Annotated in this window: 15 protein-coding genes and 1 pseudogene; 9 read left to right on the top strand and 7 right to left on the bottom strand. The window is 38.2% G+C overall.

Going from position 1 to position 14,979, the window contains the following annotated elements; translation table 11 throughout:
* Position 1: 1 nt before the first annotated feature.
* On the top strand, positions 2-1,213 hold the full coding sequence (locus tag QL998_RS15685) for a urate hydroxylase PuuD (protein WP_290193029.1): 1,212 nt from the start codon (positions 2-4) through the stop codon (positions 1,211-1,213).
* 1 nt (position 1,214) lies between these two features.
* On the top strand, positions 1,215-2,147 hold the full coding sequence (gene puuE, locus QL998_RS15680) for an allantoinase PuuE (RefSeq protein WP_290193028.1): 933 nt from the start codon (positions 1,215-1,217) through the stop codon (positions 2,145-2,147).
* Positions 2,148-2,210: 63 nt separating this feature from the next.
* Here puuE and QL998_RS15675 read toward each other — a convergent pair whose 3' ends face one another.
* Positions 2,211-4,715 carry a S8 family serine peptidase gene (locus QL998_RS15675; protein WP_290193027.1) on the bottom strand — a complete coding sequence of 835 codons (2,505 nt, stop codon included), beginning with the start codon at positions 4,713-4,715 and terminating at the stop codon, positions 2,211-2,213.
* Positions 4,716-5,297: 582 nt separating this feature from the next.
* Between QL998_RS15675 and QL998_RS15670 the strand changes: the two genes are divergently transcribed.
* From QL998_RS15670 to QL998_RS15655, 4 genes are read left to right on the top strand one after another with little or no spacing between them, the layout of a single operon-like run.
* Positions 5,298-6,800 carry a curlin gene (locus QL998_RS15670; RefSeq protein ID WP_290193026.1) on the top strand — a complete coding sequence of 501 codons (1,503 nt, stop codon included), beginning with the start codon at positions 5,298-5,300 and terminating at the stop codon, positions 6,798-6,800.
* A gap of 41 nt (positions 6,801-6,841) precedes the next feature.
* Complete coding sequence (locus QL998_RS15665) at positions 6,842-7,240, top strand: curli production assembly/transport protein CsgE (protein WP_182197164.1); 399 nt, start codon at positions 6,842-6,844, stop codon at positions 7,238-7,240.
* A complete protein-coding gene (locus tag QL998_RS15660) occupies positions 7,230-7,655 on the top strand; it encodes a curli assembly protein CsgF (protein ID WP_024595597.1) in 426 nt (141 codons plus the stop codon). Before QL998_RS15665 ends, QL998_RS15660 begins: the two co-directional genes overlap by 11 nt.
* Positions 7,655-8,428 (top strand): CsgG/HfaB family protein, encoded by a 774-nt coding sequence (locus QL998_RS15655; protein WP_182197166.1) that lies wholly within the window; start codon positions 7,655-7,657, stop codon positions 8,426-8,428. Before QL998_RS15660 ends, QL998_RS15655 begins: the two co-directional genes overlap by 1 nt.
* 81 nt (positions 8,429-8,509) lie before the next feature.
* On the opposite strand, the gene QL998_RS15650 is transcribed toward QL998_RS15655, so the two are convergent.
* The 6 genes from QL998_RS15650 to QL998_RS15625 form a co-directional block, all read right to left on the bottom strand.
* Positions 8,510-9,199: a LuxR C-terminal-related transcriptional regulator gene (locus QL998_RS15650; RefSeq protein ID WP_290193025.1), complete on the bottom strand. Its 690-nt coding sequence runs from the start codon at positions 9,197-9,199 to the stop codon at positions 8,510-8,512.
* A 249-nt stretch (positions 9,200-9,448) separates the two neighbouring features.
* Positions 9,449-9,970, bottom strand: coding sequence for a hypothetical protein (locus QL998_RS15645; protein WP_290193024.1), 522 nt, complete (start codon positions 9,968-9,970; stop codon positions 9,449-9,451).
* A gap of 56 nt (positions 9,971-10,026) precedes the next feature.
* Positions 10,027-11,565 (bottom strand): EAL domain-containing protein, encoded by a 1,539-nt coding sequence (locus QL998_RS15640; RefSeq protein ID WP_290193023.1) that lies wholly within the window; start codon positions 11,563-11,565, stop codon positions 10,027-10,029.
* A gap of 78 nt (positions 11,566-11,643) precedes the next feature.
* Positions 11,644-12,279: an SGNH/GDSL hydrolase family protein gene (locus QL998_RS15635; RefSeq protein ID WP_182197170.1), complete on the bottom strand. Its 636-nt coding sequence runs from the start codon at positions 12,277-12,279 to the stop codon at positions 11,644-11,646.
* A gap of 8 nt (positions 12,280-12,287) precedes the next feature.
* The gene (locus QL998_RS15630) at positions 12,288-12,797 is read right to left on the bottom strand and encodes a DsrE family protein (protein ID WP_290193022.1); all 510 of its coding nucleotides are present in this window, start codon (positions 12,795-12,797) and stop codon (positions 12,288-12,290) included.
* A 72-nt stretch (positions 12,798-12,869) separates the two neighbouring features.
* Positions 12,870-13,343: a flavodoxin family protein gene (locus QL998_RS15625; protein ID WP_182197172.1), complete on the bottom strand. Its 474-nt coding sequence runs from the start codon at positions 13,341-13,343 to the stop codon at positions 12,870-12,872.
* Between the two features lie 76 nt (positions 13,344-13,419).
* On the opposite strand from QL998_RS15625, the gene soxR reads away from it, so the two are divergent.
* The 3 genes and pseudogenes from soxR to QL998_RS15610 form a co-directional block, all read left to right on the top strand.
* On the top strand, positions 13,420-13,878 hold the full coding sequence (gene soxR / locus QL998_RS15620; protein ID WP_182197173.1) for a redox-sensitive transcriptional activator SoxR: 459 nt from the start codon (positions 13,420-13,422) through the stop codon (positions 13,876-13,878).
* 465 nt (positions 13,879-14,343) lie between these two features.
* On the top strand, positions 14,344-14,775 hold the full coding sequence (locus tag QL998_RS15615) for a hypothetical protein (RefSeq protein WP_290193021.1): 432 nt from the start codon (positions 14,344-14,346) through the stop codon (positions 14,773-14,775).
* A gap of 77 nt (positions 14,776-14,852) precedes the next feature.
* Positions 14,853-14,979 (top strand): annotated as a pseudogene (locus QL998_RS15610) (IS5/IS1182 family transposase); the annotation flags it as partial.

The following is a 14,979-nucleotide window of genomic DNA, read 5'->3' as shown; positions in this document are numbered from 1 at the left end:
TATGGAAAACTATTTATTTGAGCTTGCTCATTTAGAACTGCGTTATTTTCATGTTATTGCTGGTATAGCCTGGATTGGCGCTTCATTTTATTTTGCATGGCTTGATAACAACCTACAAACACCACCGCAGTGGAAAATAGATAAAGGCATAAAAGGCGATTTATGGGCCGTTCACGGTGGTGGCTTTTACGAAGTGGCTAAGTATCAAAATGGTCCTGAACAAATGCCTCACACCCTGCATTGGTTTAAGTGGGAAGCCTACACAACGTGGATCACCGGTATATTACTATTTAGCTTACTTTATTATGTTGGCGCCGATGTGTATTTAATTGATAACAGCAAAAGTGAGCTAAGTAAATTTGCCGCTATTGGCGCATCACTTGGTTTTATTGGCTTAGGCTATGGTGTTTATCGTTTATTGTGTAAAACCCCACTGGTCGAAAACGGCAAAGTGTTTATTGCTGTAGTTATTGGTTTATTAGCTCTGTGGACTTTTGGGGTTGATCAATTATTTAGCGACCGCGCTGTGTATATTCATGTAGGTGCACTTATTGGCACGTGTATGGTGGGTAATGTGTATCACATTATTATGCCAGGCCAACGCTACATGGTAAGTGAAGTAGAAGCTGGTAGAATCCCTGATTCAGCGCCAGGTTTAAAGGCAAAGCTGTGTTCTATTCATAATAACTACGCCACATTACCTGTAGTATTTATAATGCTTAGCAATCACTTTCCTTACACATATAGCCACAACTTTGGCTGGCTTATTTTAATTGCGCTGTTTGGTATTGGTATGTGGATACGCCATTACTTTAACTTAAAGCACCAAGGCATTAATAAACCCTCAGTACTTGTAAGCGGTATCGCCGCCTTTTTTGCCCTTATGCTAGCAATAGCACCTTGGCCCAGTACACCAACAAATGCAGGCGAAAGCGCGCCTTTACAAGCAAGTATTACCGACGCACAAGCGTGGGATATAATCAGCAAACACTGTACTGGGTGTCACAGCGAAACACCCACCTCTGAGCTTTTTCAAACAGCGCCGCTAGGCTTTAAGCTCGATTCTATTAGTGAGGTAAAAAAATCCAGCACGCTTATTCATACTCGCGCGGTTATAACCAAAGATATGCCACTGGCTAATATGACCAAGATGACTGATTTAGAGCGCGAAACGCTCGGGTCTTGGCTCACAGCACTTAAAAAGGAGCAATAAAATGAGCGAGCAATTTAAAAACTACCCGCGCGATTTAATTGGTTATGGTCCAGATGTACCCCATGCAAATTGGCCCAATAAAGCACGTATTGCCGTGCAAGTAGTATTAAATTACGAAGAAGGCGGCGAAAATTGTGTATTACATGGTGATGCAGCGGCTGAAACGTTTTTATCAGAAATAGTCAGTGCCCCGCATGTTGAAGACCGCCATATAAGCATGGAGTCTATTTACGAATATGGCTCACGCACTGGCGTGTGGAGGCTACTGCGTTTATTTAAAAAATACGATATACCGGTCACCATTTTTGCAGTGGCGATGGCCCTTGAGCGCCACCCCGATGTAGCTAAAGCCTTTGTTGAAGCGGGCCACGAAATTGCAAGCCATGGCCTGCGCTGGATTAATTATCAACATATAGATAAGCAAACCGAACGCGAGCATATGCAACAAGCCATTGATGTCATTAAAAAGCTCACAGGTAAAAAGCCCAAAGGGTGGTACACAGGGCGCACAAGCCCTAACACAGCAGCCCTTGTAGTTGAAAATGGTAATTTTTTATATGATGCCGACGATTACAGCGACGACCTACCTTTTTACAGTATTAAAGAAGGTAAACCACAGTTAATAGTGCCCTACACGCTTGATGTAAACGACATGCGCTTTGCCGCTGTTCAAGGTTTTAACGCAGGCGATCAGTTTTATAATTACTTAAAAGATGCATTTGATACGCTTTATGAAGAAGGTGACCCTGAAGGTGAAAACGCCCCTAAAATGATGTCGATAGGTTTGCATTGTCGCTTAATTGGCAGACCAGGAAGAATAAAAGCATTAGCACGGTTTTTAGAATATGCTCGCTCGCATGATCAGGTTTGGTTTGCCACACGTGAGCAAATAGCCGAGCACTGGCTTAAAACCCATCCATATAAAAAAGCATAGTTTATATTTTTTAAAACATAAAAAAGCCCAGCAATGCTGGGCTTAAAGTCACTTTAGGAGTAGTTAGTTAAATGAAACCGTAATGATGTTAGAACATACATTTTCAGTTACACATAATTGGTAATCGTACGATGGTAATGTAGCACCACGTACGTAGTCGCGGTAACGACCTCGGTCAGCAGTAGTATCTACAAGCTCACCATTACGGTAAACACTTAGTAATTCAGCGCCAACACTTTCCCAACTAAGCTCTACACGCATAGTATCAAGGCGAGACTTATTAGCACGTTTTAAGGTAATTTCTAGCTCTACATCACTTACAACAACCGTTTGAGTTGATGTACTTGTATTGCCTTCACTGTCAGTAACAGTTAATTCTACATCGTAACTACCCGGTTGCGCATATGCATGCACAGGGCTTGAATCTGTTGATGTAGCGCCATCGCCAAAGCTCCAGCTCCATTGTGTAATGTCGTTATTGGCATCATTGCTTGTATCTACAAACGAGGCTGTTAAACCTTGCGTATCAACAGTAAAGCCTGCACGTGGCGGTTGTGCACTTACTTCGCCTATAGCGCTAAGCGTAAGTGACCAGCCATTAATATTACCTGTGTCTGCACCCGCTGTATCCACAGCATTTAACGTCCAGTCGCCTGTTGCTACTTCACTGTTAAATACGCTTGATGTAAATGTTTTAACAATATCATCTTCGCTGCCACCTTCATTACTCTGTAAAGTTACCTCAGAGCCTTGTGGTGAAATTAGCGTAAGGACTATATCGCCAGACCAAGTATGCGTAATATTTACATCAACAGAAGTACCAAAAACAGTTAAATCATCTGAAATTGTAATTACCGAATTAGCACCTTGTGGATCATTATCAGGAATCGCCACATTTTCTTCGCTAGTATAGGTGTAGTCATTTAAACCAGCAGGTTGAAGCATTAAGCTTACTGTTTTTTCTTTAACAATATCATCTGATGTTGCTGTAACAGTAAACTCATAATTACCCCATGGCGTATTTCCATTGGTCTCAACACTAAGCTGTACTGTTTCGCCAGGGCTTGCAGTTAGCTCTGATAAATATGCACCAGTTAGGCTAGATTCTAGTTCAAGCGTTACTTCACCATCCCACTGAGCAATAGAACCAATTTCAAACGTATAAGTTGCAGACTCACCAACTGTTATTTGCTGTGACGATGGCGTCACCGACATTTTAAAGCTTGGCGTTGGATCGGCATCTAATAGCGCCTGATTTGCGTTTAGGCGCGTGCCCGCAAGCGTTTTACCTTGAAGTGCAGTATTAGCGTCACCGCTACTCATTAGTAACGCTTTAAGCTCTGATGTTGTTAAATCAGGGTTTACTGACAACACAAGAGCAGCAACACCAGCAACATGAGGTGTTGCCATTGAAGTACCTGAGTAATTTGCATAGCCATTACCCGGAACCGTTGACACAATACCAGAGCCAGGTGCTCCCATATCAACACTTGTCGCGCCCCATTGTGAAAAATCTGATAAGTTATCGTTACTATCAGTGCTGGCAATTGATAATACACTCTCATGTTCGTAACTTGATGGATAATGAGGGTTGGCATCATTATCAACTTCGTCATTCCCAGCTGCAGCAACAAATAAGATGTCAGCTTGCTCACTAACAGTAATAGCATCGGCTAGCGCTTGGCTATAGCCGCCACCGCCCCAGCTATTATTTAAAACTCGTAAGTTTACACCTGAGTTTTTAAGATTAACCATGTAATCAATACACTTAATTGCATCTGATGTTGAACCGCTGCCTGCGGCATCTAAAAACTTACAACCAACAATAGAAACTTCATGGTTTACACCTACAACACCTGTAGAGTTATTACCGCTTGCACCAATAGTGCCTGATACGTGTGTACCGTGACCTTGGTCATCCATTGGGTCACCAGCATCCGTAATTGCATTAATACCGTGAATATCGTCAATGTAACCATTGCCGTCATTATCAATACCATCACCTGCAATTTCGCCAGTGTTAACCCACGCATTGTCAGCTAAATCAGAGTGGCTGTAGTCAACACCAGTATCAATAACACCAACTACAACATCGCGGCTACCTATAGAGATCTCCCATGCTTCAGGCGCATCAATATCTGCATCGGCAATGCCACCTGTTTGCCCTAGATTATTTAGTCCCCAAAGTTCGTCAAAACGCGGATCGTTAGGTGTATTAGCAGCTATGCTAACGCGGTAATCTGGCTCAACATATTCAATAGCTTGGTGAGACTTTAAGCGTTCAATAGCTTCTTTAGTACTCATGCCAGATACTTTAAATTTAGCAAGGCGGCCTGAGAATAATGATGTGAAGTTATCATCAACTTCATCATTATTTAAATCTGTAATTTTTGCTTTAACCAAGCTTCGTGCTTGTTTACGCATCTGAGGTGTTGCATTTTTTTTATACTTAACAATAACAGAGTCACTGCTTGCAGTTGCTTGTTGAAGAGCCCCTGCATCAGGTAATTTAGCCGAAGCCAAACAAGGTAGTAAAGCAAGCGTAATAATAGATAATTTTGTTTTCATTGTTCTATCCATAGTTGGGTTAGCTTAGAAGCACTAAGCGGGTTTGTTCACTATTTCAAGTACAAGGGATCACGTGGCAAGTTATAAGCAAACTAGTAAATACGATATTTGACAAGTTAAAAAGTTAAAAAGAATTAAAAATCATAAATTTTGACCAGTTTGGCTATAAAAAAAACACTAAACACAGTCATTTTAATGAACTGCCCCATTACAACCTTACCCATTATAGGGTCAAACTTTTTTACTGCTTTTGCTTACTATTACATTAAAACCCACCAGTTACACACATAAACCAATGATAATAAAAGGTTAATTATTTGGTAAAAAATGATGATTTAAGAAAATGAAATAGGGGAATACAGTTAATGGGTGATTATGAATTTGAGCTTAAACTTTGTTAGTTCAATATTTATGACAAATTAAAACTTAATTATTTATAGTCACATATTACGCTTCACCTACTTCTAAAGTTACGCAAGCGGATCACGAAAAATATATCGGCACGGCATGCTGACACAGCAAATACCTTATAAAACCTATAAAATTTAAGGTGTTTGGTTTTAATATTTCAAGGAGAAAATAATGAAGTTGAACAAATCACTTTTAAGCTGCGCAGTTGCAATTGCAATGGGTACTAGCTTTGCTTCTTATGCAGATACTAACAACAAATCAGCATCAAGCTCAGAACTTGCTACCAACGTTTCTGTAGCAAGTGTTGAAAACTCAATGACTCTTATCCAAACTTTTAATGAAAATACTGCACTACTTACACAAGATGGTGATAGCAACACCATGCTTGTGACAACAACCGGTAATAATAACGAAACTGAAGTTGTGCAGAGCCAATTTGGTAATTATGCTGAAGTAATCACCACAGGTGACAACAACCTGCAAGTATACAGCCAAGATGGCGTTGCTAATGGTTTTATCTCTGAAGTGACTGGTAATAATAATATGTTATTTGTTTCACAATTTGGCCAAGGCTTTTTTGTAAATAATGAAGCGATTAATATTGTGACTGGTGATGATAATGTCATTGATGTTGAACAAGGCACTGGTGGTCACTGGTTCTACAACATGGATATGCAAGGTAACGCAAATGAAATTACCTCACTGCAAACCGGTGAATGGCATGAAGCAGAAATTACGATGCTTACAGGCGACGAAAATACTCTTGATTTAGTTCAAGACGGTTATTGGAGTACCTTTAAAGTAAGTAGTTTACAAGGCAATGACAACGAGCTTGAAGTTGAACAAGTAGGTGATCGTAATGCTGTAGCATTTAGTGCAATTTCTGGTGATGCAAATGAAATTGAAATTGAGCAAGATGGCTTAACTAATGCGGTAACGTTTGCAACTGTAATTGGGGACGACAACCAAATAGATTTAGATCAAGAAGGTTCACTTAACACAATTGAATCAAACTTATTTGAAGGTTCTAATAATGAGGTTTCAGCAACACAAGTTGGCGCTGAAAACTTAATGACAGCCGATTTAATTGGTGACAACAACGAACTAACTTCAATGCAAAACGGTGATTTAAACGAAGCCTACATGGGTGTAATTGGTTCAGACAATGAATTTACATCAGCCCAAATAGGTGATTTAAACTCGATTCACTTAGCTAACTTTAACGGCTCTGGCAATGATGTTGATTTAGTACAAGCTGGCGATGAAAATGCCGTACTTGTTCAATCTTCATACCCAGATGTAACGCTTACATCTAACGATAATGACATCGATATTGCTCAAGACGGCTCTCAAAATGAAGCAATTGTTACCCTTGCTGGCATTTTAGATAGTAATAATAACCAAATTGATATTGCACAAAGTGGCACGTTAAACCTTATTGATATGATGGTTGAAGGCAATAACCACAGCATTGATATTTCACAAACAGGTGAAGGTAACTGGGTTACTGGCGTTGAACAATCAGCATTTTTAGTTGGTGGTGAAAACGTATCGTTTAGTGTTACTCAAATTGGTAACGACAATATTGTTGAAGGCTCAGTAATTGGCTTTGACAGCACTGTATCTGTTACCCAAATTGGTGATGGAAACGCAGCAACAATTACTCAAATGTAATTGTTGAGGTGGGGAGAGCGACCCTCTCCCCTTTTTAAATTATGAAAAAAAATACTAACTTTAATCGTCACCTACTCACACTTTTCCTATGTTTTTCTGGGGCAACTCATGCTGCGGATGAACTAGAAATAGATGGCTTATTACTTGATAGAAGTATTAGCCGCTTTGGTCATCAATTTTATTATGAATTTTCAAACTACTGGCGAGATCTCCCTTCAACAGCTGGTTTTAATATTGAAATAAAAGAAACCGTAATACCAAAAGCGGGTACACAACTTTCTTTAATAATGAATAACCAACTTGTTTACGCGACTTATTTAGGTCGCAGATTAGAACCCCTCGATGAACGTGTTGAGCAAGCTGTTTATACAGTAATAGATGCAATGGCTCGCTCAAACATGGCTGCATCAACACCAGATATGGCTAAAGATGGATGGTAAAATGAAAAAAATAGCCCTTATAATAATAACAATATTAAGCTTCTCAGCTTCCGCGACTGAAATAATTTACACCCCAATAAATCCAAGCTTTGGTGGTAATCCACTCAATGCAAATATGCTGCTGAGCAAAGCACAGGCTCAAAATAAGCACAAGGCTCCGGTAATCGAAAAAGGTTACGCTGAACAATTTCAAGACTCTTTAGAGCGCACTTACTTAAACCGCATGGTAAGAGAAATTACCGATATGGCTTTTGGTGAGGATATTGAAGATAGTATTTTTAATCAGGACTCAATTTTTATGAGTGGTGATTATCAAATTGAAGTTATAACCAGCACAACCGATTCTATTACAGTAAAAATAACAAACATATTAGATGACTCTGTTGTGATCATTGAAGTACCGAGGTTTGGATAATGTATAAACTACTAATAACAATAACATTACTGGGTTTGAGCGGCTGTACAAGTTTAGGTAAGCTTATTCCACCATCACAGCAAAAAGCAATTAGCCTAGAGCCCACTGAATTATTTGCAGACTTAAAAAATTTACCAAAACCTGTTGGCAGCATTCCGGTATCGGTCTACTCATTTAGAGACCAAACAGGTCAATATAAACCACAAACTAACGTTAGTTCGTTTTCGACTGCCGTTACTCAAGGTGCTAATTCAATACTCGTACAAGCACTGCATGAATCTGATTGGTTTACACCTGTTGAGCGTGAAGGTTTACAAAACATTTTAACTGAGCGAAAAATTATTCGTGCAGGCCAAACTGATAATCCTAACCAGGCTGAGTTACCTCCACTTACCACAGCTAAAATCATTTTAGAGGGCGGTATTATAAGCTATGACACCAATGTAAAAACGGGTGGGTTAGGTATGGAATACTTTGGTATAGGCGCATCTGAGCTTTACCGTGAAGATGCTATTTCAATTTATCTACGCGCTGTGGATGTTCGTACAGGCCAAGTGTTGCTTAGTGTGGCCACCAGCAAAAAAGTATTAAGCCAAGAGATGCGTGCAGGCTTTTTTAGATACGTAAGCTACAAACGTCTAGCTGAAGCTGAAGCCGGCTTTAGTGACAACGAACCTATGAGTATTTGTGTAACTCAGGCAATAGAAAAAGCACTGACAGACCTTATAACAAAAGGCATTGATAAAGGCTTATGGGCTAAAAAAGTGAGCTAATTACACAGGCCGACATAACAAATAAAAAAGGCTACTAACAGTAGCCTTTTTTATGGGAGAAATTGAGATTATATATGCTATTTATTTCCCCATTGGCAGCAAAACCGATATATAGCGCTGCGCCCAATTAGCAAGCTCCACCCTGTTGCGTGAGTTAGTTTTTTTAAACGCACTGTATAAATGTGTTTTTACAGTGTGGTCGCTAATGTTAAGTTTATCAGCGATTGTATTGTTACTCGCCCCCTGTGCAATTAAATGAATAACAGACTTTTCTCGCTTTGTTAAATGATCGTAATCGTCCTGCTTTAATTCAATGTCGTCATGTAGGTTATTAAATGACGATGCCACGGCTAAAATATCGTTAAAAGCTTTTGAAATCACTTTACGCGTAAACCAAAGCTCGCCAGTATCAACACGAACTAACCCTTTAAAAATATCTTCTGGCGCATCAGATTTATAAAAAACACCATTAAAATGGTTAAGCAATAAGTTTTGCTCGCACACATCTTCTTTATCAACATTAAAAATGACAACGCTATAGTGTTTAGCTAAACAAATAAGGTCAGTCGGAATAAGGTCTTGCCATTTGCTTTTAGCACCATCGATTAAAAACAAATCATAATTTGTGCGCTGCTCAGCTTTAGGAATAACTTCGTCCATTTTAATATCACCAAACAAAGCTTGTAATGTTCTTAAAATAGCGGTGTAGTTGTGTGAATGAAAAGATGATTGAAACGTTGTTTTTACAAATACCGAGTTTTTATGGGGCATAAATTTCGTCCTTGAAACATTTACACTACATTACCTAAATCAAATACAACTTACAATGGGATTTTGATATTAAAGTACTGTTATTCTTTCTCATCCTAAAATAGATAAAAATCAATTAAATCAATGCAAAACCTTTATCAATTTTATTTTTAAAATTGCTTTTATAAGATAAATAACAGATCGGATTAGTGGCTTAATAACTTATAAAGCCTTAAATATGCATTAGCCTAAACTAACTTTTAGGATCAATTATTCTATACTCGCTTTTAGTTTATTTAGCGCATCAACCGAAAAACCTCGATCATAAAAATATAAAATTTCGCCGCTGTTATTTATAAGTACCACACGTGAGTTATTAGGGCTTTGGTTACCTGTAAACTTTTGTACCGCTTCACCATCTTTATAAATAGTGATTACCCCACCCCATAATTCTTTAGGGATGCCTTTGCGCATACCGCTGTCTATAAATGTGCTAAACATGCGTGGCGCCATGCCGGCAATGGTTGGTAGTTCGTATGTAGGGAGCGTTACACCCACCATATCTAAACCAATTAACCAACGGTCTATGTCAAATTGGCTATCTTGCTTGTAGCCAATAAGCAGTAGTGTTTTATCTGCTTTAAAATCGCTGGGTATAGTCACCATGCTTTGCTCTAAACTTTCGCCGCTAATGCTTGGGAACTGCTTACCTGTTAACTGCTGGTTTGGATACTGTGTTGTACACGCACTAAGTAATAAAAATGCAAAAGCACTTAATGTTAATTTGATCATAATAAACCTAATATTTATAAATTTCATACCGATACGTTTAGTATGGCAGCTGAGATCTAAAAATGCTGATTAGTCATATAATTTTTAAATTTAGACGCCGTCATGGGCTTACCGTACTTCCAGCCTTGTCCATAATGCACACCCGCTGTTTTTAAAATAGCTTCTTGCTCAGTGGTTTCAATCCCTTCTGCCACACAGGTATAATTAAACTTATGCACAAGTTCCATAATATTTGGGATCATAGAGGCTTTTAAGCCCTCAGTTGCTATATCTTTAACAAACGTACGATCAATTTTAAGTTGATGAAAGCTCAAGTTTTGTAAGTTTCTTAAATTCGAATAACCCGTACCAAAGTCATCTAATGATAAGTTAAATCCCGATTCAACTAAGGTTCTAAAATGAGCATGCGCAATGCTTGTATCAAGGTACTCGTCTTCAGTTATCTCTAAACAAATAATAAAGCGTGAGTTGGTAAGCTCTGTAATTTGCGGCAGTAACGACACATTACCCAGCTCTACATCACACGGAAATATATTAAGCGACACTTTAAAGCCTTCTGGCAATAACTCTATAGAGGTTAACTCTTTTATTGTGGTAGCAATCATTGCCTCAGTAAAAGTCCAGGTTAAATTATTTTTTCTAATAACCGGAATAAACTCATCTGGAAATAAAGCACCGTACTTATCTTCAAAACGTGCAAGTACCTCGCAACCAATCAGCTTGCCACTTTGCAAACAAATAATGGGCTGGTAAGTCCAATAAAATGATCCCTTTTTAAGCCCTTTACGAATACGCTGATTAGTAGAGCGTCGTGCAGCAATTCTCGCATCAACTATTAACGCACTCGATATGCCCGCTAAACAGGTTAAAATTAACGAAATTATTAATAATAAGTGATTATTAGAAAAAAACAGACTCCAAGGCAAGTGCACTACTACACAATATTGACTACTTGTAGAACTGCAAACTGAGTTAGTTTCGTAAGGAAAGAAAACGCTGTTTTTTACCTGCTGGTACAGCCCCTCTTTACCTGCTAAATGATGCAAAGTATTTGGTGTTTTATAAATAACTTCCCAATCTGGCGCAGTAATTCCGATGTTGGTAAAGGGCGTGCTCTGCATAATTAAATTATAGTCCCCTTGTCTGACTATAATTACCTCCATAGGGCGCTCACTAAATAATAATAGATAAAGCTCTGGCTCAAAACGAACCCTCACCTTCTCATCATCTCGAATAAAGTCAGGCTGTTTGTCGTTAATTGGTTTACTTAATAAGCCTGCGCCAGTAGTACAAACTAGCTGGTTATCTTTAAAAAAGCCTATATCAATTACATATTTTGCGTCAAATAAAGCGCGGCGCATCTCAAGAAGAGTTGTATTATCACACTGTTTAAACGCAAGCTTATTTAATGGGGTAAGAATTCGACGCCTCTCTGCAATTGCACCTTCTACATGACCGAGAATATATTCAGCATCATACTTTGTTTGTGCTGTTAACTGCTGCGCTGCAAAATTGAGCAAGATAAAACAGCCAGTTACAAAAACTAACCCTCCGGTTAAAATGGCTATAATAGATTTTTGTTGGTACTTTTTCATAGCATCTCGAAGTTGTTAATTTATATCACTACTATATTAGATGATTGCATAAGTCGCATTAAATTCAAACAGATGGATTCAAGAATTATTGAATGAATTTTGAACCAATTGAGTGATTTTAGCACTTACCGTTAAATGCTGATTACTTTCAAAGTGAAGCCCATCACCGGCTGTTACATTAATAAATGTATTAAAATCAATAAAAGTACATTTATTATTAGCCGCAACGCTTTTAAATGCACTAGAGAGCTTTGTTGCTTTTGTATCTGCACCTTCATAAATACGCGAATACTGCTCAGTGATTCTTATTTTAGGTGGGCTAGCAATAATAATTTTAGGGGATTTTAAAGTACTACCTTGCTGATAATAAATATGTATTGAGTTAATTAAATCATTTAAGCCATCTGCTATTAAATTAGGTGTTAAATTAAAACGTTTTTTAAGATCGTTTGTACCAAGGGCAATAATAATAAAGTCGAGCTCATGCTTATCCAAGTAAGGCTTTAGATAACTAACACCATTAAGCACGCCATCAAACGGTGGATTATGCACTAACGTGCGGTTAGGCTGCCCTGCCTCTATTACGTTAAAGCCACGCCCTAAGTTTTTATTTAATAGCGATGTCCATCGGATATTTTCATCAAAGCGTTTTCCCGTTACAGGGTTTAAACCCCACGTATTAGAATCACCAAAGCAGAGAATATTTTTTGTCATGTTAATTATTAAAATGGATTAAGTGTATAACCCTGCTGTTGCAGCTGGGCATGTGCTGTCATCGCCGAAAGTGACATTTGCACACCTTCAATTAGTTGTTCTGGTGCTACTTTATGATGCGTAGCCGATTGCCCACATACATAAACCACGGTGTTATTGGCCAACAATTGCTTTATTAAACTTTGATTTTTGTTATCTGCTTTAAAACGTTCTTTATATTCACTATTAGCCAATACATCAACGCTAGCACTACCATGTACCACTAACGCTAGTTGAATGTTATCTGGCTTTACACCGTGTGCTACATGCATATTAATAAAACGTGCAAGTGAGTTCATTGAAGTGTTCTGCTCACCTTTTTTAGCGCCATCACCAACATCAAAGGCTATTTTGAATACCGTAGAGTCATTTATCTGAACATGCTCCGGAACACTATAAAAGTAACCAAAGTCTTTAATAAGGTTTTCACCCGCTTGCGAAAATGGGCTTATAAGTAAAAGCAGTAATAGGAATTTCATAAACAATCCTGTGTTTTAAATAAGTTAACCTATTTATAAAACTAACAGAAGCAAAGAAGAAAGGGCAGCTTATCATGCTGCCGATTGAGTGTTTTTATGATGGTGGTTAATAAACTGCATACCTAAATAGCTAAATGTTCGTTTAAACATTTCTACAAAAATATCAGGCGCTTCAAGCGATGATGCGTTTGATAACAACGAAAAATCTTTATTACGTAAAGCCCGTAACTTCGGCTTCAAGGTTTCGTCATCCATGTAATCTGTGATCCTATCTATAAAAGACTTCATTTGTACCGTAGTGTTATACCAATAAACAGGAGACGCGAACACCCAATGGTCGTACTTTAAAACCGCTTCAAATAGCGCGTAAAAGTCATCATTTTTATAGTTTTTGTTATAACAGTATGGCGCAATTTTATAATCATCTAGACAAATTACACGCACATCATTTTGCTCGGCAAAGCTATTAACATGGGCTGTGGTATTGCCGTTTTTACGTGCGCTTGAATAAATAATAATGGTTTTCCGAGCATTTTTATATTGCATTTAGTTAGCTCTTTTTTTAATGTGGTAAAAGCTTAAAACCTCAAGTTATATTGAGGTCAACTAAAGGATTAAAATAATGCCAGTAGGACAAAAAAAGTTAACCGAAGCTAACCTAACCGTTGGCTATATAGCAAAAAGAAGTGGTGTAAAAGTATCTACTCTTCACTTTTACGAAACTAAGTTTTTAATTAAGAGCTGGCGAAATAATGGTAATCAGCGACGCTATAAACCTGATGTATTACGCCGTGTAGCTGTAATAAAAGCAGCTCAAGCGATGGGAGTTACGCTCGATGAGATTAAAAACACCTTAGCTACCCTACCCGACAACCGCACACCAACAAAACAAGACTGGTCAGCACTTTCAAAACATTGGCAAGCGCAACTTGATGAGCGAATTGCGCATATGCAACGCCTGCGCGACAAAGTAGACGGCTGTATAGGATGTGGTTGCTTATCACTTAAAAGTTGCCCAATTTACAATAAAGATGATCATTTAGGCGAAAATAAAAGCGGCGCTGTGCTTTTAAATACATAGCCTTTGCCTGTGTAAAAAGTTCTCCACTTTTGTATAACAAAAATAAATACCCCTCTTAGGAGTTGGGCCAACAACGCCTTAAATATAAAGGCTAACTACGCCTCATTATTGAGTTATTAAAGAAGGTTTTTTTAGTCCGTTTATTGGTAATACGTTACTTTGCTAACAAAATAGCCTCAGGCACTACAAAAACTCTCTATTCATTAATATAGAGTCATGCATATTGAGCCATGAACTCGCGTTTAACTGCTTCGCTAGATGATTTAATTAGACAGTTTAAAATAGCTTTAGCTTAAGTACCCTCTTTATTAAGTATTTAAGCTAAGCCATACTTAAGTGACTACTTGTAGATATAGGTAAATACATTAAAAGTATATTCAATACGAGTGGCTACATTGCTAACTGGTTAATTTTTAAGTATTCTTGTACGCCTAAAAAGGAAGCAATTATTCAAGGAACGAGCTGTTGGAACCAACTAGTCACATCCCAGAAAACAATAAAAAACCACCTATAGTTACTCAAAAATTTTCGCAAGCCCTTAAAACAGCTGATCATAAAGAACTGAAAAGCACTGGCTTTTGGTTAAATCAATTTTTTATGGTTATTTCTACTGTCTTTGGTGTTTATTTGGCGGCTCAAAGCGGCTTAGAGCAAGCGCTTAAGTTTGATTCATTTAGCAAAATGGAAGATAACTACTATTTACGTACATCGCTCTATGACGAAGTTAATGATAACGCAAACACGGTAGCTGAGTATGCAGAACGCTTAGCGAAGAACCCACCAAAATCAGAAATGGAATTTTTTAAACCCACACTTGAGCAGTACATATGGAAAACCATGCAGTTTTCTCCTACTACGCTTGAAACACCGAGTGAATTTTTAACTAGGGCGTGTTGATCTTTGTGGTATGAAAAACAAACAGCATGAAGATAAGGTATAATTGAATTCGCCAGAAAACCTTACACCGAACCTACATGCCAAGATTAATGTTAACAGACGGGACATGGAATGTCTTATCAAAAGTAATGTACTTAAGTGGTCGAATTTATAATAAGCCCGACCATAGAAAAACGCTCGAAGGCATACTGTATAAGATGCGCA

Origin of the sequence: Pseudoalteromonas sp. APC 3691, assembly GCF_030408135.1 — a bacterium.
Lineage (GTDB): Bacteria > Pseudomonadota > Gammaproteobacteria > Enterobacterales > Alteromonadaceae > Pseudoalteromonas.
Note: the sequence above shows the minus strand (reverse complement) of the source record. Positions and strands in the feature narration are given on the sequence as shown.